This is a genomic window from Verrucomicrobiales bacterium (assembly GCA_016793885.1).
GTDB lineage: Bacteria > Verrucomicrobiota > Verrucomicrobiia > Limisphaerales > UBA11320 > UBA11320.
This window is the reverse complement of sequence record JAEUHE010000065.1, coordinates 1-23,639: the sequence shown is the minus strand read 5'-3', so window position 1 is coordinate 23,639 and position 23,639 is coordinate 1. Positions and strand designations below refer to the sequence as shown.

General features: G+C 60.7%; 10 protein-coding genes and 1 tRNA gene. 5 read left to right on the top strand and 6 right to left on the bottom strand.

Going from position 1 to position 23,639, the window contains the following annotated elements; all coding sequences use genetic code 11:
• Positions 1–18: 18 nt before the first annotated feature.
• The gene (locus JNN07_08250; protein ID MBL9167717.1) at positions 19–1,257 is read right to left on the bottom strand and encodes a KamA family radical SAM protein; all 1,239 of its coding nucleotides are present in this window, start codon (positions 1,255–1,257) and stop codon (positions 19–21) included.
• Positions 1,258–1,291: 34 nt separating this feature from the next.
• The gene (locus tag JNN07_08245; protein MBL9167716.1) at positions 1,292–2,620 is read right to left on the bottom strand and encodes a hypothetical protein; all 1,329 of its coding nucleotides are present in this window, start codon (positions 2,618–2,620) and stop codon (positions 1,292–1,294) included.
• A 313-nt stretch (positions 2,621–2,933) separates the two neighbouring features.
• Between JNN07_08245 and JNN07_08240 the strand changes: the two genes are divergently transcribed.
• The 5 genes from JNN07_08240 to JNN07_08220 all read left to right on the top strand — a co-directional run bounded on the left by JNN07_08240 (position 2,934) and on the right by JNN07_08220 (position 8,494).
• Positions 2,934–4,070, top strand: a complete 1,137-nt coding sequence (locus tag JNN07_08240; protein MBL9167715.1) for a 2-aminoethylphosphonate--pyruvate transaminase — start codon at positions 2,934–2,936, stop codon at positions 4,068–4,070.
• Positions 4,071–4,174: 104 nt separating this feature from the next.
• Complete coding sequence (gene phnA, locus JNN07_08235; GenBank protein ID MBL9167714.1) at positions 4,175–5,440, top strand: phosphonoacetate hydrolase; 1,266 nt, start codon at positions 4,175–4,177, stop codon at positions 5,438–5,440.
• Positions 5,441–5,455: 15 nt separating this feature from the next.
• Positions 5,456–6,871, top strand: coding sequence for a phosphonoacetaldehyde dehydrogenase (gene phnY / locus JNN07_08230; protein ID MBL9167713.1), 1,416 nt, complete (start codon positions 5,456–5,458; stop codon positions 6,869–6,871).
• A gap of 67 nt (positions 6,872–6,938) precedes the next feature.
• Positions 6,939–8,312, top strand: coding sequence for an aspartate aminotransferase family protein (locus JNN07_08225; GenBank protein MBL9167712.1), 1,374 nt, complete (start codon positions 6,939–6,941; stop codon positions 8,310–8,312).
• A 96-nt stretch (positions 8,313–8,408) separates the two neighbouring features.
• Positions 8,409–8,494, top strand: a tRNA-Tyr gene (locus tag JNN07_08220).
• A 120-nt stretch (positions 8,495–8,614) separates the two neighbouring features.
• Here JNN07_08220 and JNN07_08215 read toward each other — a convergent pair.
• The 4 genes from JNN07_08215 to JNN07_08200 form a co-directional block, all read right to left on the bottom strand.
• Positions 8,615–12,106: a hypothetical protein gene (locus JNN07_08215; GenBank protein ID MBL9167711.1), complete on the bottom strand. Its 3,492-nt coding sequence runs from the start codon at positions 12,104–12,106 to the stop codon at positions 8,615–8,617.
• 168 nt (positions 12,107–12,274) lie between these two features.
• Positions 12,275–18,487: a lamin tail domain-containing protein gene (locus tag JNN07_08210; GenBank protein MBL9167710.1), complete on the bottom strand. Its 6,213-nt coding sequence runs from the start codon at positions 18,485–18,487 to the stop codon at positions 12,275–12,277.
• A 484-nt stretch (positions 18,488–18,971) separates the two neighbouring features.
• Entirely contained in the window at positions 18,972–19,595 is a 624-nt protein-coding gene (locus JNN07_08205) for a response regulator transcription factor (protein ID MBL9167709.1), read from the bottom strand.
• Positions 19,592–23,152, bottom strand: a complete 3,561-nt coding sequence (locus JNN07_08200) for a histidine kinase (GenBank protein ID MBL9167708.1) — start codon at positions 23,150–23,152, stop codon at positions 19,592–19,594. Before JNN07_08200 ends, JNN07_08205 begins: the two co-directional genes overlap by 4 nt.
• Between the last annotated feature and the right edge of the window lie 487 nt (positions 23,153–23,639).

The following is a 23,639-nucleotide window of genomic DNA, read 5'->3' as shown; positions in this document are numbered from 1 at the left end:
GAAGATTCCAGGCTCGGCTTAGGCCCACTCGGGCTGCTCGCTGGACTTCGGAGCCCCCACCAAAGGGGTGCCGTCGGCAGCCTCAGGATACTCAAACACCTTGCCCTCAAAATTTCGAAACACCACGCGATCCGCATTGTGCTGGAGCACATACTCCGGATTGATCGGAACCTTGCCTCCTCCTCCGGGAGCATCGATCACAAACTGGGGCACCGCATAGCCCGTCGTGTGGCCCCGCAAGCTCTGCATGATCTCCAATCCTTTGCGCACGCTGGCCCGGAGATGGGAAGATCCAGCGATCAAATCACACTGGTAGATGTAATAGGGGCGAACCCGGCACATCAGCAACTTCTGCAGATGGGCCTTCATCACCAACGGATCATCATTCACTCCCCGCAGGAGCACGGATTGGTTCCCTAAAGGAATGCCGGCATCGGCCAAACGACCCAAGGCATCGCGCACCTCCGTGGTCAATTCGCGCGGGTGGTTGGAGTGAATGCTCATGAACAGCGGATGATACTGCTTGAGCATGGAGCACAGCTCCGGGGTGATCCGCTGGGGAAGAAACAAGGGAATGCGTGTGCCTATCCGAAGAAATTCCACATGCGGAATGGCACGCAGACGGCTCAGCAGAAACTCGAGCTTCTCATCGCTGAACAACAAAGGATCTCCCCCGCTCAACAGGACATCCCGAACCGAGGGGGTTTTGGCAATGTACTCAATCTGCCGGTCGAATTCCGGATGGAAATCATAGCCCGTCGCGTTGCTCACCAATCGGGAACGCGTGCAGTAGCGGCAATAGGCGGCGCAACGGTCCGTAACCAGGAACAACACCCGGTCCGGATAACGATGCACCAATCCGGGCACCGGCGAGTGACTGTCCTCGCCGCAAGGGTCGCTCATTTCCCACGGCGCGGTGGACGTTTCCTCGAGACGAGGAATGACTTGCGACCGAATCGGACAATTTTCGTCCGCTGCATCGATTAAACTAAAAAAGTAGGGCGTAATCGCCATGGCCAGCTTGGTATTGGCCAATTGAACACCGGCAAGTTCTTCCGGGGTCAGCGTCGGCATGAGCCTCTGCAAACTCGTGAGGTTGGTGATCCGATTCTTGAGCTGCCATTGCCAGCTATTCCATTCAGCATCAGGAACATGAGACCAGAATCCACGACCGGCGGACCGGAAGGCTTTAAGCGCCTCGAACCTCGCGTTTTCGACAGCGTCCGCAGCGGGGCGGACTGACGAAGATATGTGCATTGCGGGGCGGACTATAGGACGAGTCAATGGTGTGTCAAGGCGACCTCGGCGGTCCGGCCACGCCATTCGTACCCCCGACCGGCTTATCGGAGGTAGTGGCGGGCTGCAAACTCGCGGCCAGCCGGACACGCTCCTGATCCAGCAATGTAAGTGATTGAATCACTTTGTTTTGCACGATCTTGGCATTGGGCAAAACCTCATTCCGACTCCGGGTCGTGCCGCTGGCGGCATTGCGTCGGGCGATGAAGTCTAACAGCACCGCCCGATAGTTCGCGACCAGCCCGGAAACGGGCTGTGGGCTACGCCACTGCAGGCCTTCCAGTTGAGCAATCTTGCGGTAAAGCACGGGGTCCAGCCGGTGCACTTCCCATTCCGGGATGATCTGTTGAAGAGTAGCCCGGGCGGCGTTGAGAATGCGATTCGTATTCACCTGAACATCAAGCGGTACGATGAGAATCTCATGAAGCTGTCCCAGCACATCCTCCGGAGCCATCCGACGGCTCTCATCCAAACCCAAGAAGTGCATGACCGCCACAGTCCACCATTTCTCGACATCGACCAGACGACTAAAGCGGGCTCCGAAAGCCCGTAGAAACGTCGTCTGCCAGTTGAGGTTCTGGTGCAGTCCCTGCAACAAGCCGACCAGGTTCCGCGGACCGTTTTCCATACGGAGCAACTCGGCCACGAGCAAATGGGCCGAAGCCCGGTAATGGTCTGCCTGAGCAGCATCGGGGTTCTTCAGCGGCCAGCTCAGCTGATCGAAAGACAGCGGCGGGGTGGCTTGAAACCGCTTGCGTAGTTCCAACGCAGCGACCTCCCAGCGCTGGATCTCGATCCGTCGGCTGAAGGGTTCAGCAAAGAGACTCATTATACCTCGAGCCTCGAGCAGTCCCGCCAGACCTTCACCCAACCACGGCGGCAGTTCGGACGGGACCGTTTGAGCCCCGCGATTGGCCCACTCAAACAGAATGATCTGCACCATCGAGTTGAGGAATCGCCTTCGGCTGATCAAGGCGGGCATGTCCACGAAATACACCCATCCTTCGGCTCGCGATTGAGCATCCACCATCACACGCTCCTCATCGCTCAATCGAGGGTGCAGCCGCAAATAGATCTTTCCTTTCCATTGATCGGCGGCACCCAACTCCCGCAACACCTGTTCCTTGATGCGCTCGCAGGAAACCACGGCGGTGGCCGGCTCCAGGTTCATCTGATCGCTACCTAGACTGGGCCGAATCGCGAGTGGTGTGTCGATCGGCACGCCGCGAACCACAAATTGTTGGGAAAGGCTGATTCGTGTCACCGGCTCGGCGGCGCGCAAAGAAGGAAACCCGCAGAGCAAAACGAGAAGCGCCGAGCACACGCGAGCTGCGAACCCTGCACGGAGAGCCGTCCGGAGACCGCCTGAAGGCGGAACTCCATGCGGGGAGGCCCATGGAAAGCATGAAGAAAATTCACGAGCGGAGGCCTGCTGAGAGGCGCTCACACTCGAAACATTCATCCAGAGCCCGAATCGAACCATCGTTCGCATGATCAATGAACCTGCCAGCGGATCCACCTGACACAAAACAGCCGGACCAGGCGGTCTAAACCAGCCTAGCCTCGTTCCATCCAACACACAATCTCCAGTTGAGTATTCCCAAACTCGAGCCGCCCCGCTACAACAGGGCCACGTTATGAAGCGAGCCGATGTGCTAGTGACCGATCGAGACAAGACTTTGTTTACCCCCGGGCCGTTGACGACCTCACTTTCGGTGAAGTCGGCCATGCTCCACGATGCCGGATCGTGGCATTTCGAATTCAATGCGCGAGTGAGCGCCATCCGCGAAGCGCTGCTCGCGCTGGCGGGAGTGTCCCGTGAGAGTGGATGGGAAGCGGTGCTGATGCAGGGCAGCGGAACTTTTGGCGTGGAAGCCGTGTTTCTGACCTGCGTGCCTCCCCAAGGTAAGGTCGTGGTGCTCGCCAACGGAGCCTATGGCGAAAGGGCCGCCACCATGCTGAAGCACGCCAAGATCGATCACGTCGTGCTACGGACCGGCGAAGACACCCCGCCCGATCCCGCCGCGCTCGATCAGCTTCTCGCACAAGATCCAGCCATCACCCACGTCATGGCCGTCCACTGCGAGACGACATCAGGCGTCCTGAACCGGATCCAGCCCATCGGGGAAGTGGCCCGAAAGCACCGGCGCGTCTATATCGTGGATGCCATGAGCAGTTTTGGCGCGATCCCCATCGACTTCGAGGCTTGCGGGATTGATTACCTGATCTCATCCGCCAACAAGTGCATCGAAGGTGTGCCGGGCTTCAGCTTCGTCATTTGCCGTCGTCAGCTGCTGCTCGGATGTGAAGGGTGGGCGCGCAGCCTGAGCTTGGATCTGGTGGCGCAGCTCAAAGGATTCGAGAAAAACGGCCAGTTCCGTTACACTCCCCCCACCCACAGCCTGCTGGCCTTCGAGCAGGCGCTGGTCGAACTGCACCAGGAGGGAGGCATCGCCGGCCGCGCGCTCCGATATCAGCGAAATCATGCCGTGCTCGTCGAAGGCATGAAACGTCTTGGCTTCCGCTCCTATCTGCCCGCCGAGGTCCAAAGCTATATCATCACCAGCTTCTATTTTCCCTCCGATCCCCGCTTCACGTTTGATCGCTTCTACCGCAGCCTCAGCGACAAGGGGTACATCATCTACCCGGGGAAGATCAGCCAGGCTGATCTCTTCCGCATCGGGAACATCGGGCGACTTTTCGAAGCGGACATGCGCGGCCTGTTGGGCGCGGTCGCCGAGACGGTTCGAGAACTGGAACTGAAGGTGCCCTGAGTCGTTAAGCCCCACGCGCATCGCCATGGCATTCACGACCACCACCACGACCGGAAACCACCTGCCCTGACTTTCAACCAGACCCATTACCCTAAACACTGCCCATGCCCCATCCCACGCGTCAGCCGTTTTCCGCCAATGGCATCCAATACACCCCACCAGCTCGCCCGGTGGCAGTGATCTGCTTGGACGGATCCTCCGATGAGTATCTCAACGCCGCGCTCATTCGCGATCGAATGCCAAACCTGAAAGGCATGATCCTCAGCGGCTACCGCGGGGTCGCTCGCGGGGCAATGCCATCGTTCACCAACGTGAACAACAGCTCGATCGTCACCGGAGTGCCCCCCAGCGTGCACGGGATCGGAGGAAATTTCTTTTTCGACACCTCCATCGGCCAGGAGGTCATGATGAACTCCTCCAAGTTCCTCCGCTGTGAAACGTTGTTCCCGGCCGCCGCGCAATCCGGAAGGAAGGTCGCCGTGGTGACCGCCAAGGAGAAGCTGCGCGACATCTTTGCATCCGGCCTCCTGCAGAAGGGGGGAATCGCCTTCTCCTCCGAGAAGGCGGGCCAGGCGGCGATGCCCACTCACGGCATCGAGAAGGTCGAATCACTGGTCGGGCCGACCCCGCAGATCTACAGTGGCGATGCGAGCCTCTACGTGCTGAAGGCAGGCACAGCCCTGATCGAAAAGGGGATCGCCGATTTCCTTTACCTCTCCACCACCGACTTCATGCAGCACAAATATGCGCCGGCTGCAGCGGAAGCAGTGGATTTCTACGCCGGCATCGACGCCGAGATCGGCCGCATGCTGAAGCTGGGCGCAGTGCTCGGCATCACCGCCGACCATGGGATGAATGCCAAGCAGAATGCGGACGGTTCACCCAACGTGTTCTACCTGGAGAGCGAGCTGGTTCAAAAATTTGGCCCAGGATTCCGGGTGATCTTGCCCATCACCGATCCCTACGTCGTTCACCATGGAGCACTCGGCTCGTTCGCTCAGGTCCATGTGCCGACGGCTTTGACCTCCGCCCCCGCCCTCGCCGAAGTGAGCGCCTGGCTGCTGAAGCAACGCGGGGTCTCCGAGGTTTTGGACCGCAGCACAGCCGCCCGATTGATGGAGCTTCCATCGGACCGCATGGGGGATCTGGTGGTATGCTCTGGTCGGGATGCGGTGCTGGGCCGCACTCCCGAGTATCACGATCTCAAAGCCATCGAAGGCGGCTTGCGCTCCCATGGCGGGCGATACGAGGAGATGGTGCCCTTCCTCTTCAGCGCCCCGCTGCGCCCCGCCTACGCCACCCGGGCATTGGGCGATCCCCGTAACTACCAGATCTTCGATTTCACCCTAAATGGTATCCAGTGCGACTAATTGAGAACCCGATCTATGCTGAAGCTCCCTTGCTATGTTGCCGGAAAGCCCGCCACGGCCGGCCCTGAATTGACGGTGAAAAGCCCCTACAACGGGGCTGTCGTGGGCACGGTGACCTTGGCCCTTCATGCCCAGACAGAAGAAGCGATCGCGGCCGCCCGTGCCTTCAAGGAAACCCCGTCACGCTACCAACGCTCGATGATCCTCGACAAGGCCCGGCTGCTGCTCGAGGCCCGACGCGATGAATTCGCACACCTCATCGCCAGCGAGGCGGGGCTCTGCATTCGGGAAGGTCGCTATGAAACCGGCCGTGCGTTGGACGTATTGCGCTTTGCTTCGATCGAAGCGTTGCGTGATGACGGCCAGATTTTTTCCTGCGACGTCTCACCGCAGGGGAAGGAGCGCAAAATCTTCACCCTCAGGGAACCCCTGGGCTGCGCCGTCTGCATCACGCCCTTCAACCACCCGCTGAACCAGGTGGCGCATAAGCTCGCGCCCGCCATCGCCGCGGGCACCCCGATCATCCTCAAACCGTCGGAAAAGACGCCATTGACTGCCCTGAAGTTCGCCGAACTGCTCTACGAGGCTGGGTTGCCAGGACCCATGTTGAGCGTGCTGCTGGGGTCGCGTTCGGAAGTCACAGAGCCGCTGGTTGTCGATCCCGGCGTGGAACTGGTGTCCTTCACTGGAAGTGTCGAGGTCGGCAAACGGATCGCGGCCAATGCCGGCTATAAAAAGCTGGTGCTGGAGCTCGGCGGCAACGATCCGCTGATTGTCCTGGAGGATGCCGATCTGGATCTGGCTGTGCATCTGGCCGCCGAGGGTAGCTATCGCAATTCCGGACAGCGCTGCACCGCCGTCAAGAGGCTGCTCATCCACCAGAAAATCCTGGCGGAGTTCACCGATCGCCTGGTGGCCAAAACCCGGGAATACGTCTGTGGCGATCCCTTGGACGAGGCGACTCGCGTCGGGACGGTAATCGACGAAAACTCCGCCATCTATCTCGACACAGTGGTCAAGGAAGCAGTCGCCGCCGGGGCTCGAGTGCTGATTGGGGGAGAACGCCGGGGCGCCCTCTATCCTCCCACGGTCATCAGCCAGGTCCCACGCGGTTGCCGCATGGTCGATTGCGAAAGCTTCGGCCCACTGGCGCCCATCTTGGCCATCAAGAGCCTCGACGATGCCATCGAACTCGCCAACAGCACCGCCTTCGGGCTCAGTTCGGGAGTGGTCACCCGCTCTCTCGACTCCGCACTCCAGGCGGTCAAGCGCCTCAAATGTGGCACGGTGAACATCAACGAAGTGCCGGGCTTCCGCATCGAGAGCAGCCCGTTTGGCGGAATCAAGGACAGCGGGCTCGGCATTAAGGAGGGAGTCATCGAAGCCATTAAGTGTTTTAGTTTCGTCAAAACGTTCAGCCTTCCCTGGTGATCCGCCCCGCCGCAAGATTTAGCTGTCATGAATGAAGTAAACGCCCACCCTCACGCGGAGAGGACCTATGTCTGATTCCCTAGATCCGCTGGAAGGGCTAAGGTCCGAGGGGGATCTCAACCAATCCCCGCAACGGAAGGCCTGGTCCTCGCAGCACATCGATGCCGAGACCCGAGCCTTGCTGGCGGAGGATGCGCGCTACTTTCTTCATCAGTCTCTCTCGACGCCCTGCCTGAATGTGTTGACCGGCTGCAAAGGCCCGGAATTCACCGATACTCGGGGGCGCACGCTGCTCGACTTTCATGGCAACAATGTGCACCAGGTAGGTTTCGCTCATCCCGAAGTGATCGAGGCCATCACTCACCAGCTCCAAGAACTGTCCTTCTGCCCACGACGCTACACCAACGTTCCGGCGATCGAGCTGGCCAAACGCTTAACCGAGCTCGCTCCCGGCGATCTGAAACGCGTCCTCTTTGCCCCGGCCGGCAGCCTGGCCATCGGCATGGCCATCAAGCTCGCTCGAGTTGCCACCGGACGCTACAAAACCATCTCGATGTGGGATTCGTTCCATGGAGCCTCGCTCGATGCCATCTCGGTTGGTGGCGAGGCTATGTTTCGCAAGGGGTGCGGCCCACTGCTACCCGGATGCGAGCATGTCCCGCCCCCCAACCCCAGCGAGTGCCCATTTCGTTGCGCCGGCTCGTGCAACCTCAGCTGCGCCGACTATGTGGAGTATGTCATGGAGAAAGAGGGGGATGTCGCATCCGTGATCGCGGAAACCGTGCGGTGCACTCCCTTCATCCCGCCGCTCGACTACTGGAAGCGGATCCGAGCCGCTTGCGACCGTCATGGCGCCTTGTTGATTTTGGACGAGATCCCGACCTGCCTGGGACGAACGGGACGCCTGTTCGCCGTCGAGCATTTCGATGTGGTTCCCGACATGCTGGTGCTGGGCAAGGGACTCGGAGGAGGCGTGTTCCCGCTCGCAGCGCTCCTGGCCAGGGACTCACTGAATAGCGCGATGCAAGACCGCGCGCTCGGCCACTACACCCACGAGAAGAATCCCGTGGCCTGCGCGGCGGGGTTGGCCACCCTCGACATTATTCACAAGGAAAACCTCCTCGCCCGAACGACCGAGCTGGGGGCCTACACGCTGGGACGGCTGCAAGCCATGAAGGCTCGGCACCCAGTAATCGCCGAAGTGCGAGGGCTGGGCCTCTTGATGGGCGTCGTGCTGGGTTCAAGCCACGGCTCCGATTCCCGCGCGGCAGAACTTGCTGAACGAGTCATGTATTCCTGCTTTTCCAAGGGACTCAGCTTCAAAATCACCATGGGAAACATCCTCACACTGACCCCCGCCTTGACCATCTCGAGGCAAGAAATGGACCGCGCTCTAACCATCCTGGAGGCCGCCATCACCGAAGCCGGGTCGGCGAGCTAAATCGCGACCTAAAAACAGCTAGTTCCTTCCATTGACAAGATACCCCTGGCTTTGGCTTAATCTGGCCGCTCTTCGTCCGATGGACAAGAGACGGCGGGTAGGATACCCAAGTGGCCAACGGGGGCAGACTGTAAATCTGCTGGCTTACGCCTTCACTGGTTCGAATCCAGTTCCTACCACCATCTCGCCGTACCCAGGCCGCCAGGCTTGGTAACCCCTCACTCAACCCGCCTCTCGAATGGAAAAACCCGGCACCGATTCTTTCGAATCAATGCCGGGCTGGAGATGAGTTCAAGTAGTCCTTACCGAACGCGGAAGAACTGGCGGTTCGGATTGTCGAGCGGGACTCGCGTCGGATTCGTCACGTTGCCCACGAATGTCCAAGGGCCGGTCGGCTCCGGGGCGACTTCCAAAGCCCCGCCCCCGCGCCAGCTCAGGACGGCGACGTTCCCATCCCGGACGATCGACATGACCGGACGCGGCACTGGAACCCGGGTGTTGATTTCCAGCTCGTCGATGGCGATCTGATTGCTGGAGACCCGCAAGCGGATGCCCGTCGCAGGAATCGGTGCATCGTTCTGCTTCACCGTGAACTCATGACGCAGGTGATGACGGAAGGCCGCCGAACCTGCCCCTCGATAGGTCACCCGACCGATGTTGGCCCATCCTGTGCTGGGATCTCCGGTTTCCGGGGTGTCATTGTTCGGGCTTTCAACCTGAGTGAACTGGAGCGTGTAGGCACCCGCCGCTCGATCGATGAGTGTCCCGCCGCAGCAATCACCAGCGACATCGCCATTGTCTCGTCCCCACGCGATGCTGCCAACCGCCACCGTACGGCCGAAGCTCACGCCAATGGCCGGAGCTGCATCCGCCGTGGCTGCAAAGTCGGCGATCCAGCTGTGTGCATTGCCATACATCCCGTCATTGATGTTGGGAATGAAGTGAACGCCAAAGTCGAGCTGGCTGCTTCCGAACGCGGTCGCTCCGTTGCTCGCCAACGCATCGTTGTCAGGCGCCAGGGCGGGGGTAGAGGGCGAGTTGAAATCGCCGTTATTGCCATCCCATTCGATAAAAAAACCCTCCTCTGGCTGCATCAGGAGAACATTCTCATCAGCGCTGGGGAAGGGATTGACTTCGATTTCGTCGATGGCGATCTGGTTGTTGGGCACCTTGATTCGCAAAGCCGAAAGCACCAGCGGCGATCCGCCCTGGCTGACATCGAAGCGATGACGCAGGTGCGGGTTGAACACACTGGCAAAGGCGGCCTTGTAATTCACCGTTCCGATCGTCTCCCAACCCGTGGCGGCATCGCCTGTCTCCGCCAGGTCTAGTCCCGGGTTTTCCACTCGGGTAAACTGGAGTGTGTAAAGACCGAGAGCCCGATCGTTGCAAGTGCCTCCACAGGCGGATTCAGTGGCGTCGCCGTTGTCGCGTCCCCAGGCGATGCTGCGGACGAGCCTCTGCCCAGCGAACTTGATACCGCAGAACGGATTGGCATCGGGCTTCGCCGCGAAGTCGGGAATCCAGCTGTGGCTGTTCCCATACAAGCCGTCATTCAAGTTCCGGACAAAGTGCACACCGAAGTCCAGCTCACTGCTGGCGAAGGCCACAGCACCACGAGTGGCCAAAGCTTGATTGCGAGGAGCAGAAGCCCCTGCGACCGGGTTCGCGAAATCGCCGTCGTTTCGATCCCAGCTGATTCCGAATCCCGAGGCCGGGCTGATGACCAGCAGATCCGTGACCGGAGGAGCCGTGGTGGCCGAACTCGGGTTCACCTCCAGCTCATCGATCGCGCGGTTGCCGTCCGAAACCTTGACGCGAACGCCGGTCGCCGCAATCGGCTGACCGTCTTTGGCGACTAGGAAACTATGGCGCAGCGAGGGATTGAACGCAGGAGCGACAGCGCGGCGATAGTCCACCGTACCGACCGTTTCCCATCCCGTGGACGCGTCGCCGGTCTCCAGGGTCTCCTTGTCGGGTGCCGGAATTCGGGTCACCTGAATGGTGTAAATGCCCAGGGATCGATCCGTGCAGGTGCCGCCGCATCCGCCCTCAGTGGCATCGCCGTTATCGCGTCCCCATGCCAGGGTGCTGATGAGAACCTCACGTCCCAAAGCGAGACCGACCCACGGGTCCTGGTCGTTCCCCCCCCCTACCCCGCGATCCGAGATCCAGCTGCTGCTGTTTCCATAAAACCCGTCATTGATGTTTCGGATGAAATGAATGCCGAAGTCCAACTCACTGCTGCCAATCGCCGCAGCTCCGCGCGAGGCCAGGCCATCGTGTGCCGGAGCGCGTGCGCCGGCGAGAGGACTGTTGTACTCACCGTCGTTTCCATCCCAGGCAATGCTGTAGGTCCCCTCAGGAGTCATGACCACAGCGTCGCCCAGATCCTCCTCAACGGCGATGAACGGGTTGACTTCGATTTCATCGATGGCCATGTCGCCCTTGGAAACCTTCAGGCGCAGCCCGGTCGCTGGAATGCCACCGCCGGCAGAGAGTGCCAGCCCATAGCGGTGGCGGAGCGCCGTGGTGAAAGGCTCGCCATCTGCCTTATACTCGAAAGTACCAACAGTCGCCCATCCCGTGGCCGCATCGCCCGTGTCAGCAGTGGCGGTGCCAGGATTGTTAACCCGAGTGACCTGGAGGGTGTACACACCGACCGCTCGGTCGGTCAGAGTCCCTCCGCAGCAGTCGCCCGCCACGTCGCCATTGTCGCGGCTCCAGGCCAGGCGCTTCAGCTCGATGAGCCCGCCGAAGTTGAGACCGACGTAAGGATCAGGATCGGTGGCGCCTCCAATGCCGTTCGCCGAGATCCAACTGTGCGCATTTCCATAGAGACCATCGTTCACGTTCGTGATGAAGTGCGTATTCAGCCCAAGCTCGCTGCTTCCAAAGGCCTTGGTTCCCGTCGATACGCTAGCGCGATTCTGGGGTGCCAAGGCGGGGGTCGAAGGATCGTTCAGTTTTCCGTTGTTGCCATCCCAGTCGATGCTGAACCCGGGCTGACTGGCAATGACCAGAAAGTTGCTCAGAGGCGGGATCGGATCCTCCGGCGGATTCACCTCCAGCTCATCCACACACGTCAGGCCATCGGAGACCTTGATTCGAATGGCGGAGGCATTGAACGCCGCTCCGCCTTGCGAAACCTCGAACCGGTGACGCAGATACCCGGAAAACTCCCGCGAGTCCGTTCCAGCCGCGTATTCCACAGTCCCAATGTTTGCCCAACCGGTCGCTGGGTCACCGGTTTCAGCGGTGTCGATGGCCGGCCCGGAGACCTGGGTGAACTGGAGTGTGTAGATGCCCACGTTCCGATCGCGGCACGTTCCCCCGCATGCTCCTTCAACGGCATCTCCATTGTCCCGGCCCCACGCGATGCTTTGCAACGCCACCGGCGCTGGAAAAACAACCCCGAAAAACGGGTCTGGATCGGTTCCGCCACCGGTGCCGCGATCCGAAATCCAGCTGTGCGAGTTGCCATATAAACCGTCGTTAATGTGCTGGATCAGGTGAGATCCCAACCCGAGCTCGGAGCTGCCGAGAGGTATCGAACCCCGGCCGACACTGGCCTCATTGTCGGGAGCAGAGGCTCCGGCGTCCGGACTGCTGTACCCACCGTTGTTTCCATCCCAGCTAATGGAAAAGCCGGGGGACGGAGTAAGGATCACTCGGGGGTGGGCCGCTTCGAGTTGACCGACCAGGGCCGGCATCAGGCCGGCAACTGCCAGCCCTGCGCTCCAACCGCGGAGACGGCAGGATACTGAGCTGAACGTGTGAGTATGCAGATTCATCTCTCTGACCTTTCTTGTTTTGGGTTGTTGACTGAACGATTCCAAAAAATGAACTCGAAATTACATGCACGACCAACGGCCTGTCCCGAAACTCGTGGCCAAAGCCCTTGGATACCAGAAGGCTGTTATCTCTAGGCACGCAGTGCCTTCTGGCGGCGGCATCCGCCGCTAGGGCTTCGAAACGACCAGACGGAAATACTGACTCACCCCCGGCAACCCGGCAGGAACTTCAGTGGAAATGGCGCGGTCATTCGGTTCGGAGGGGATCTGCGCGAACGCGACCCATTCTCCATCCGCGATCTGGCTCCGTCGAAACACGGTGTAGGTGCGGCCAGCCAAGGCCGAAAAACGGAGCTGGAGCGCTCCCGACTCCGACAGAACCGTCAACCGCAAGGAGCTTCCGAGGTCGCGCGGATTGGTTCCGGCGATGTATTCCTGCAGGTTGCTCAACCCGTCCGCATCCAGATCACCCGTCGCGTCAGCCACCGCTGGATTAAGCCCGTTCGCGAGCTCCCATTCATCGGGCATCCCGTCGCCATCCAGGTCGGCATCCGCTCCCGATGCGGTGCTAGTGATCACAATCTGATCCACCGCCACAATGTTCGTGCCCGCCCCCATAGCCTCCAGAACCAGGCTGTTCGCCCCCCGCGCGAGTGGCAGTGTTACCTGCCAGCGAGTCACATCCACCCAGTTCACCGCCAGCGAGTTGCTATTCCCCGCCAACCGCAACGCCCGAATGTCAATCCAAGCGGTGCCCGAAAGCGTGACCTGATTGGTCGCCACCTCAAAGGAGTTGCCCCCGTTGTTAGTGATCGCAAAGGGAACGGCCACTGGCAGCTGCCGCAGAGCTGCAGCGCGGCGACTCTGAATATAGGTCGAGGCCGCTGAATAGTTCTGGCCGACCACTGTCCCATAGTGGGCGAGCCAAGGACCGAGATATCCGGAATTGAATGCTCCCTGGCAGAGATCGTTGACATGCCAGAGATAGAGACGTCGCGTCGCCGGAAAATTAATCAGCTTCGAGATGTTGGCAGAGGTGGTTGGAAAAATGGAGGAATCCGTCGGCTGAGTGAACACGAAGTCCATGTCCCAGGGTAGAAACGATGCCATCCCGCCATCGGAAGGAGTGAAAATGCGGGCGTTGTGCGGCAGGCTCGGCGTAGAACTGAAGTAGTTGTCACCAATGCCACACAGGATGGTCAGGGCGGTGTGACGCGCCGCGCGGTCGACATCCAAGGCGGTTCCGATCTGCGCATTGAACTGAACCTGCGGCGCCCCCATTGTCTTGCACAGCCTCATGATCCCCGAGAAATCATCGGCCCGCTCGTTGAGTCGGGTGTTGAAAGGATACCGATACTGCTCCTTGTCGTCGCCGAGGTCCGCGAAATCTGTCCCAATATGCGCCTGCAGCGGCACCGGCAGCTTCAGGGATTCATAGTTGCCGTTCACCGTCGTGCTCGGCTCATAGGTAAGGTCCAGATTATAGACGGCTCCGTCCTCTCCAAACTGCTCCTCCACAAACAGGCCGTCATACGCGCCCAACTGCAGGATCGCCGGCCCGGTATGCCCGGTTCGCGGAGCGATGAAGTAGCACAAGTCCACCCGATGACACGGGAGCCCCGCCCGGTGAAACATGTGCAGGACATAGATCTCGTCCTGCTGCCGAACGTTGGGCGCCCGCCCGGAACGATCAATGCCCACATGACTATGGATACCCCGGAACAGCTGGTCGGGAGAGAACTCCACATCATAGCTCATGTAGTCATCCCCATCTCGAGCCCGACCGGCTGCGCTGCCATGGAGCCGCACACCGATGTCGTAAAACACTTCGTTCCGATTGTAGATCACTGTGCCTCGTTGCCGCTGCTGGCTCATCACATTCGTGGAGCGCAAGAGCGCGTCACGATCGGCGTCGAATTGAATCAGCCGAAACTCCCGAGCGGCAACTCGCGACGATTGATTGTCTGTCACCTGATAAAGCGCGCGCGATCGTGGTCCGTCGGCCGGCGCGAACGAGGCGACACCCAAGGCATCCTCCGCCCGCACATAAAACTGGACGACCTTGCCCGCCGCAAAACCGGGAATGGCCCCGCGCCACAATCCATCCAGACCTCGATCCATCGGAACATTGGTGTAGGTGGCCGCGGGATTGACCCGGTAGCTCAGGATGGCCGAAGCGACCTCGTCGGGATCCGAAGCTTGCACCGTAATGATCACGGGTTCGTTGGTCCGCGGGGTGAGTGGGCTATGATGGAGCTGCGAGAGGACTGGGCCTGCGTTCGGCACTCGACGCGAGTTGACTGCCCCCGGCGTTCCATGGCGCCGAGGCATCGTGAGCAGGGTTGCGCGAGCGAGGCGCTGAAAATAGGCACTGGTGTGCAACTGCGGGGAGCCAGCCAGCCACTTAGCACGATAGCTCACCTCATATTCCTGACGATCAACCAGGCGGGTGTTCCCGACGAAGGAAGACTCAATGTGATTGTGACTCGTGCGCGCCGGACCGGTGGCCGACACCTTGAGCACATGATTCGCCGGATTTCCTGGCTCGGAGATAATCTGGCTGCCGTCGTGGTTTCCCAACAACCGCCAACGAGTTGCCCCCGTCGTCACTTCGAAGTCTCCGTTCTGAATGAGCTGCTGACGGACCCCTCTGGGATCCCGTACCACGCTGATGTCGTCCATCAAACACTCCCCTGCGTCCAACATCCCGATGCGAAACTCGTTCCAATCTGAAGATCCGAAACGCTGGCCCGAGATCATGCGATAGGTCACGGTCTGCCAGTCACTGCGTTGCGTCTCGTCGCTATCCGCCCAGGCAGACCGGTGATCATTGTCCGCGTGCGGATCGATCAACTCGAGACTCGAGCCTCCACCATCACTCCAAACGCCCCCGAACACCCGCACCTCGTTGGCGAGATTGCCAAAGGCGTCCTTGATGCTCACTCGTTCCCCGGATGAAAGTCTCCCCTCAAAATCCCCCCAAATCCGCGTGGCCACTTCAGGCCACAACGTTCGGAGCGCGGCTGCCTCCCTGGCCACGACGATGTAACCCTGGGCTGGAATCGTAACGCCCGCAGGAAAGACATAGTCAATCCCGCCATCCAGGCGCCATCCCGAAAGATCCACCGGATTGGCGCCCCGATTGTGCAGCTCGATCCACTCTTCCGGGGAGGTCGAGAAAGGAACCGCCGGCGCCAGGGTCGTGCTCATTACCAACTCAGCACCGAAGACGACATCGCCTGCGGTCTCCGGCGGGTTGATCTCCAGCTCGTCGATGCACGTGCCCCCGCCAATCCCAGTCGCAGGCACGAGCAATCGGATCGCCGTCGCCTCCACCGGGTTGAACGTAAATCGATGCCGTCGCGATGGGTTCGAGAAAAGCCCGCTTCCAGCCGACTGATAGTTGAGGGTGCCGATGGTCTTCCATCCGGTTTTGGAGTCTCCCGTAGCGGTGGTGGTGGTGTCAGGTGAAGCCACCTCGGTATACTGCACCGTGTAGGTCCCGAGTGTCCGGTCTCCGAGCGTACCCTGATTGTCGCGTCCAAAGGCGATACTACTCACCGTCCGAACTCCGGCCAATCGTACGGCCGCGTAGCCCGGAGTTCCGCTGTTGCCGATCCAGCTGTTCCCATTGCCATACACTCCGTCGGTCAGGCCAACCACATTGTGGATCGGGAAGCCGGCCAGGGAATTGATCGCAAAGGGCGACGCCCCGGCCTCCCGAGCCAGATTGTTCGGAGCCGTGTTGCCCACCGGGCCCTCCTCGACGAGCCTGAGCCCGCCACCGTTGATCGTGATTCCGGTTGAGGTCGTGGCGCCGACACGCTGGTGCACCTCGACTGCCAGCACATTCTCTCCCACTCGAAGACGGCTCGCCGGGATGACCACCGGCTGGCCAAAGTCTGCGTCGAGGACGTTCTCTGAAGCGGAAGTGCTGTAAATGATGGTGCCGGCCGGGAGGTTCACACGACCCAGCTCCTCTCCATTCAGGTAGAAGACCGCTCCGTCATCGATCACCGGACGGAGGAAAACAGACTGATCGGAATCAACCTGGCTCAGCTGAAATCGGGTTCGAAAATAGTAGGTCTGCCGACCGGGAGCCAACGTAGTAGCAGCAGCCGCGGGAAGGCTCGCCGCCGCAAACTGGAAAAGACCATCGCCCGCTGGCCATAGGGAGTCGTCGTAGCTCGAACTCCGCCACCCGCTGCCCAAATCCAACCCACCATCGTGATACTTCCAAGCCGCACCGAGCGGAAGCATCACCAGATTGGAAACGATGGCAGGCGAAGCATCGATGGGTCGGTGGCGGTACATGATCTCGTTGATCACGACATCGCGCTGCAACGCGAAGCGATTGGACGCGCCAGGACTTGCTCCAACCGGAAACTGCCAATCGCCAAGACCATCCGCTGACCGTCCCCGCACCCGCGTGCGCACGGTCACCGCGTCCAGGAGCGCGCTGCCAGCGGCGCCGTAAAGGAACAGCTTCTGATTGTCCTCCGCGGAAAAACCCAGCTCGGCCTGAGTCAGCACGCGCATCTCCCCGGGGTTAATGCTGCCCGCTGACCCGACAAACCGACCTGGGGTCCCGCCGCTCCGAACAATTTCTACCCCGTCCAAGCTCACGGCGGCTTCTCCCACATTGATCAGTTCCAGCCAGAAGCCCGAACGCCGCGCGTCGCTCACCTCATTGAACCGAAGGGCGGGAGGCGGAGGAAGAAGAGGCGCGGAGGCCACTTCGATTCCAAACACAGCGTCAGAATTGCTCAGCGAGGGGGTGTTGACCTCCAGCTCGTCGACACTGGCGCCCGCAGGAACTCGAAGTCGGATGGCCGTGGCTTGAATGGGCAGCCCTGAGGTCGTGGCGAGCGCAAAGCGATGCCGCAGCGACGGGGTAAAACCGGGTTGAACGCTCAGGTGTTGAACCGTGGCCAGAGTGGTCCAGCTATTGGTGGGATTCGACCCCGTGGCGGTCAAGGTGGCGGGATCCGCCGCCAGGGTGTACTGAAGGGTGTAGTTGCCGAGCGATCCATCCGTACAGGTCCCTCCGCACTCCGACTCGGTCGTGTCGCCATTGTCCCGGCTCCAGGCGACGCTGAGCACACCGATCTGGCGCTTAAAATTGAGATACACGAAAGGTGAGGTGTCACTGCCCAGCGGGGTCCAGCTCGACCTCGCTCCATATCTGCCGTCGTTCAGGTTTCGAACCAGGTTGGTGTTGCTGCTCCCCACCGCCAAAGTCCCGGTCGTGGTCGACGCATCGTTGGCCGGAGCCGAGGCGGGGGAGGCGGCGGAGAAGTAGTCACCATCCTTGCCGTCCCAAGTCACGGTCACACCCGAGACTGGGATCACCCGCAACCCCGAGTTCGTTAGGCCGGAATTTTGGTGAACCTCAACGGCGATCTGGTTCTCCCCCTCGACCCACTGGCTGGCCGGTATCGTCAACGTTGGACCTACCGCAGGATTGCCCACCGAGCTCGCGGCCTGAGTGGCATAGGCCACCACGCCAGTTCTCATGTTGATGCGCGCGGACTCAACCCCGTTCAGATAAATCACCGCTCCATCATCCACCAAGGGACGCAGCGTCCAAACACGCGACGCCGGGTCACCCTGAATCGTAAGCGAGGTTCGGAAGTAATACGTGTTGGGACCTGCCGCCAGAACAGTGCCTCGAGGCCCGGGCACTGGAGTCTCTCCAGAAACGAAGAGTCCAGAACCCGTCTTCCAGGCCGAAGCATCAAAGTTAGGGGCACGCCAAGAATCTCCTAGGTCCACCCCCTCATCCTGATATCGCCAAGCGGCATCCCACCGGAGTTCCTGGATGGCTGGCCCAGTGAGGATTGCGCCAGCAAAGTTGGCACGTCCGGGGGTTCCTCCTAACTCGGCGCTAACTCCCCAATCACTCGATGAGTCGCTAGCCACTCGCGGATTTCGTTTCGCCAGGGATACCCCTCCCCCGTCGGGCCCTACCGGCCAGTTGCCATCCACACCATAACTGAGTGAATCCATCAGCCGACCGCTCAGATCCCGCAACTCCAAACGTTCGCCCGAATTGGAAAGCCGTCCGGTGAACGGCCCGACGACGTTCGCCCCGTCAACCTCGGCCGCCATCGTCCCCGGATCAATCGCCACAACGAGATACCCGCCGCCCCGAATCAGAGTCCCGGTCGGAAAAGTGTAGCCGATACCCTCCGTCAGCCGCCAACCCGATAAATCAACGTCCACCACGTTCTGATTGTGGAGCTCGACCCACTCCCGCTTTGGTTCCTCATCGACCGGATGATACATCACCTCATTGAAAACGACCAAACCGTTGGCGAAGCTCGAGGCGGGAACCAGAACCACAGCACAGACTAGGACACCAAGGGTACAAAGCTTCATAATTCGGGTGCGGGTGAACAACTATCCGTATATCACCCTAGGAACAGAGACACAAAACAAAACAGGCTTCAAAACCTTAAAAGGAACTGCAGTTTTCCACGCAAATCTCCCCACCGGCTGCGCAAGGTGCAGCACTGAGCGCGAATAGGAGCGCTAGGTAACCTAGAATTGCGGGGAACATTGCAAGTGAGACTAATGGGTTCCATTGAAATGGCCATCCCCCCGAATGGGGGGGGCATGTCAGGGGTCAGGTGTTGTGAGGAGGCTTCCCCCGGTGGGATTCCCGATGACCAATTCGCTGAACGTACGTTCACCAGTTTGGTCGTGGTTACCAAGGGTCAAAACATGCGCAGCGCTTCCCCCTGTGGACCGCGGTGGCCCGACACCGCTGTTCCTTCACGCTAGGACAAGCCCATCCGCTCTCCTCAGGTGCCAAGTGTCGGGGGTCAGGATCCTAACTCGCCGCTCGTACTCCCCCCTCTCATCACCTGCGAAACTTCATCGCGGCCTCAGTACGCGAACGGACATGCAGCTTGCTGTAGATGGTCTTGAGATAGCCGCGAACCGTCTCCGCACTGAGTCCTAAAGCTTCTGCGATCTCCTTGTTGGTATACCCCCGGGAGACATAGTCCAGTACGTCCGTCTCCCGTTTCGAAAGGTTCTCAGCAGGTTTGCTCGAGGCGCCCTGACGCCGAAACGACTGCACCACCTTCCGCGCAATGTAACTCGACATCGGCGCACCGCCCCGATGCACCTCCTCGATCGCATGCAGGATGTCAGCGGCCGTCGACAGCTTCAGCAGGTAGCCGGACGCGCCCATCTGCAAGGCTTGAAAAATCCGGTCGCTGTCGTCGTAAACCGTGACCATGACTACGTGCACGTCAGGCAGGAGGAGCTTGAGCTGACGCACACATTCCACTCCAGAGATGCCGGGCAGGTTGATATCCATCAGCACGACATCCGGAGCGCGGCGGGGCAGCGACTCAAGCGCCTGCTCGCCCGAGCAAAAGGTGGCCACGCACTCAAATCCCTTGGCCTCCCCCACCAGTCGCGACAGATGTTCCCGAACCTGCTCGTCGTCCTCCACAATGGCCACCCGGATGCTCATGGTAGATTGGCCTTCCCTCGTCCGGAGAGCGGCAGACAAATGTTCAGCTCCGTCCCGATCTCGGACCGGGACTGGATCTCCAAACGTCCGCCCAACCCTTCGATCCGCTTTCGAATGTTGCCCAGACCATTATGACGCCCCGCAACATCAGGGGCGGCAGAGATGCCGTGTCCGTTGTCCGCCACCGTGATGCTCAACTCACCGTCTTGCATACCCAATCGCAACCAGACTTCCGTCGCTCCCGAGTGTCGAACCACATTGTTCAACGCTTCCTTCACCGCGAGGAACAGTTGATGCCGCCCGTCGGTAGAGAGCGGATGCTCTGGAAGATCGGCCGGGATGTCGAGCCGACAGCGAATGGAAGTGGGCCGGAAAAACTCTTCAGCATATTGAGAGACGTAGTTGGCAAAATGATCCAACGAGTCGTTGCGCGGGTTGACCGCCCACACAATGGCATCCATGGCGCGGACCGCCTCCCGGGCGGTCGAGAATATCTTTCCGAGCGCCGCCGTTACCTCCGCCGGCTTGTCCTGATGCTTGAGCCCCACCTCGGTCAGGAGCGCAATCCGAGTCAGGGTGGCGCCCAGCTCGTCATGAATATCCTGAGCGATACGGGTCCGCTCCCGCTCCACCGCATGCTCCTGCTGCAGCAGACGAACCTTGCGGCGAAGCCGATGGACCGCCACGGATCGAACCAACCAGCCGCCACCGCCAAGTACCAACGTCAGGGCCAGGACACGAAACCACCAAGTCTGCCAAAAGTGGGGCTGCACCTGAAATCCCACCGACGCGCCGGCCCGGCTCCAAACTCCATCATTGTTGCAAGCCGAGACGTGAAACGCGTAACGACCGGGTGGAAGCCGGGGATAAGCGACCAAGCGTTGCGGACCTGCATCGAGCCAATCTGCCTCCAACCCTTCCAGCCGGTAACGAAACCGATTGCGTTCCGGAGCCACCAGACTCAAGGCGGTAAAGCGAAACTCCATCCGCTGCACTCCCGGCCCCACTCGAATCTCGGGTTCAGCTCCCCCTGTCGATCCGCTGACACCTCCGCCGCCCGCGGCGGGATTTCCTGATACCAAAACGCCATCGGCAGAGATCTCCTCCACGACCACGGGAGGGGGCGTCTCGTTGAGCGAGATGTGCGCCGGATCCACCATCACCAAACCCTTCACGGTGGAAAACCACAGCCTGCCGTCGCGGGTCTTGAGCCCGGCCGGATGAAACCCGCCGGTGCATTCGAGCCCTTCCATGCCCTCGGCCCGACCATAGGCGATGGGATTCAGCCGCGCAGCGGTTCCCTGGGCGACCGACTCCAACTCCTCTCGGGATACGCGAAAAATCCCCTGATTGCATCCAAACCACAGGAACCCCTGATCATCCTCCAGAATTTGGGAGATCACCTCGTCGGGAAGTCCGTGCGCTCGAGTAAACGCCGCCAGCTTCCCAGCAGCCAACCGGGCGATCCCTCCCCCGGTCCCGATCCAGAGCGCTCCTCCCGTATCCAGATAAAGGGTGCGCACGAAGTCACTCGGCAGGCCATCGCGACGCGTAAACGTTCGGTCTTGAGCATCCCCCAACCGATGCAGCCCTCCGCCGCTGGTCCCCACCCACAACGGTCCTTGCGGCTCCTGAATGAGGCTGGTCACCGGATAAGCCCCGAGAGCTGCCCCGCCAGGTCCGGCCGAGACCGTGCCGTCGCGAAACAACTTCAGCCCACCCTGCATGGTGCCCATCCACAGTCCGCCCGAGCCATCCTCAGCCAAAGCCACCACCGGCTCATCGTTTCCGGGGCGCACCACCGAATAATTCCGCACCTCCTTGCCTCGGATCTCGAAAAGCCCTCCGCCCCAGGTGCCCACCCACAACGACCCATCCGCTCCCGGCAGCAACGACCAAATGCACTCATTATCGAGCAGGTAGTTCGCATAGAAGGGTCCGAAGACCCCGTTGCGACGTGCGCTGAGGCCACCGCAGTTAGAGCCCACCCACAGCGTTCCTTCCCCATCCTCCGCCAGCGACATCACCACATTGTGAGCCAAGCCATCCCGGGTCGTGAAGGGAGTTACCTTCCGCGACTTGACCCGATTCAACCCGCCGCCGACAGTGCCGACCCACAAAGTGCCTTCCCGATCTTCGAAGAGACAGCGTACGGAATTGTCCGAAAGCCCTTCCTGAGTAGTAAGCGACGAAAATTTTCCATCGCGCAAGCGACGGAGTCCTCCATTGGCAGTCCCCACCCAGAGATCTCCATTGCGGGTCTCGCAAAGCGCCCACGTGGCCTCCAACAGCTGACCGGGCTGTTCTCGAAACACGTGTACAGTCCCGTTGCTCACCGCCCCGATATAACCATTCGCGCCCCCAAACCACAGCTGCCCCGACCGCCCCGACTCTGCGGCCAACACACTGCTGAATGCGCTAGGTTCGGAAGCCGCCGGTCGTAGCAGCGGTTCCTGATTGCGGCTCAGGAGCAACCGGCTGGAAGATACCACCCACAGGCCGTTCTCGCGATCCACCGCAACTGCCGAGATGGGCAATCCCACCTCACTCACGGCACTCGACGGAGCCTCCAACCGCCCATCCCGCCAGCGAATGAGTCCCGCCAATGTACCCACCCAAATGTGCCCCTGGCCATCCTCGGCGAGGGTCGTCACCGTATCGCTAGGCAGCCCCTCCTTGCGACCGAAGGTGCGAAAAACCCCTGCCTGCCATTGAACCAACCCACCGCCCTCGGTTCCAATCCAGAGCGCGCCGTCACGCGCTGCCAACAGTGCCAACACCCGAATGTTGGGCAAGGCGGACGCCTCTCCGAACACCTTGAACCGAATTCCATCGAACCGCACGAGGCCGTTGAGGGTACCGATCCAGAGATAGCCATCCTGGGTCTGCTGCAGTGCTGTCACGGTGTTGCCGGGCAAACCATCCGAAGTTTGCCACACGTCGATTCGATACCCGGTCGATGTCGTACCCGGTTCAGCTGACAACGAGGTGCCCATCGGAACGAATCGGTTCACCAACGACCGAGTGATCGACCCGCCACCGGAAAGCCTGGCACCGATGGTGAGGGGTTCGCGGTCGGCGGACGAGGCCACCGTGCGCCAGCGGTTCGTGTCGGTCGCCACCTGGACCTCATACTCGGTCGCCAGTCGATCCATGAAGTTCCCTTCACGATCTCTCCCCCACACCACCCGACCGATGCGGGTGATCTCCGGAAGTTCGATTTGAGCCCAAGCCCCCGCGGTTCGATCCGCGATCCAGCTCCGCCCGTTGCCAAACCGACCGTCGTTCAAGCCATCCAATTGATGAATCGCATAGCCCGAAAGCGAGCCGGAAGCACTCGCACGAGCACCATTGGCCGCGAGCGCCAGATTGCGATCACCACCTCCGGATGCATAGACTTCCAATTCGTCCAAGCAGGGTTCCCCTCGATTGGTAGCACGAACGGTGAATCGAACATATTTGGCATCCACCGGTGCAAAGTCCTCCACGTTCCGCCGTGGATGAACCGGCTCACGCAACGCGGCAGCCGCTGGCAGGACAACACCTGCCAGTGCCATCGCGAGTAGGGTGAGAACGGGACCCGGAGCCATTGGTATGAACTGAGAGTAGGGCCAGCCAACGCTGGTGTAAACACCGCGACGCGGGCGTTACATATGGAGTGCGGCAGCCCTCTGCCGCTTTGGTCCCCCCAGCGGAGCGGGGATCCCCCTCCGGGGGTGCCCGAAAAGCTGTGGAGGGCTACAGCACTCCAAACGCTTCGCGAGGCAGTCGGACTATATGGAGTGCGGCAGCCCTCTGCCGCTTTGCCCCCCCCCAGCGGAGCTGGGATCCCCCTCCGGGGGTGCCCGAAAAGCTGTAGAGGGCTACAGCACTCCAAACGCTTCGCGAGGCAGTTGGACTATATGGAGTGCGGCAGCCCTCTCTGAGCATTACCCACAAGTTCGGAGGGCTTCCTCCCTATCCCAACGGGATTGCGCCTCAAAGCCCAGGGTTGGGAGGAACGAGCTACCCTGGGGAAAACGCCATAGAATCCACAACCCCATC

What these genes read in the sequence shown, in the direction of transcription:
- JNN07_08205 (MBL9167709.1), bottom strand. Translation starts at nt 19,595, where the DNA reads ATGAGCATCCGGGTGGCCATTGTGGAGGACGACGAGCAGGTTCGGGAA.
- JNN07_08240 (MBL9167715.1), top strand. Translation starts at nt 2,934, where the DNA reads ATGAAGCGAGCCGATGTGCTAGTGACCGATCGAGACAAGACTTTGTTT.
- phnA (MBL9167714.1), top strand. Translation starts at nt 4,175, where the DNA reads ATGCCCCATCCCACGCGTCAGCCGTTTTCCGCCAATGGCATCCAATAC.
- JNN07_08250 (MBL9167717.1), bottom strand. Translation starts at nt 1,257, where the DNA reads ATGCACATATCTTCGTCAGTCCGCCCCGCTGCGGACGCTGTCGAAAAC.
- JNN07_08225 (MBL9167712.1), top strand. Translation starts at nt 6,939, where the DNA reads ATGTCTGATTCCCTAGATCCGCTGGAAGGGCTAAGGTCCGAGGGGGAT.
- JNN07_08210 (MBL9167710.1), bottom strand. Translation starts at nt 18,487, where the DNA reads ATGAAGCTTTGTACCCTTGGTGTCCTAGTCTGTGCTGTGGTTCTGGTT.
- JNN07_08200 (MBL9167708.1), bottom strand. Translation starts at nt 23,152, where the DNA reads ATGGCACTGGCAGGTGTTGTCCTGCCAGCGGCTGCCGCGTTGCGTGAG.
- JNN07_08215 (MBL9167711.1), bottom strand. Translation starts at nt 12,106, where the DNA reads ATGAATCTGCATACTCACACGTTCAGCTCAGTATCCTGCCGTCTCCGC.
- phnY (MBL9167713.1), top strand. Translation starts at nt 5,456, where the DNA reads ATGCTGAAGCTCCCTTGCTATGTTGCCGGAAAGCCCGCCACGGCCGGC.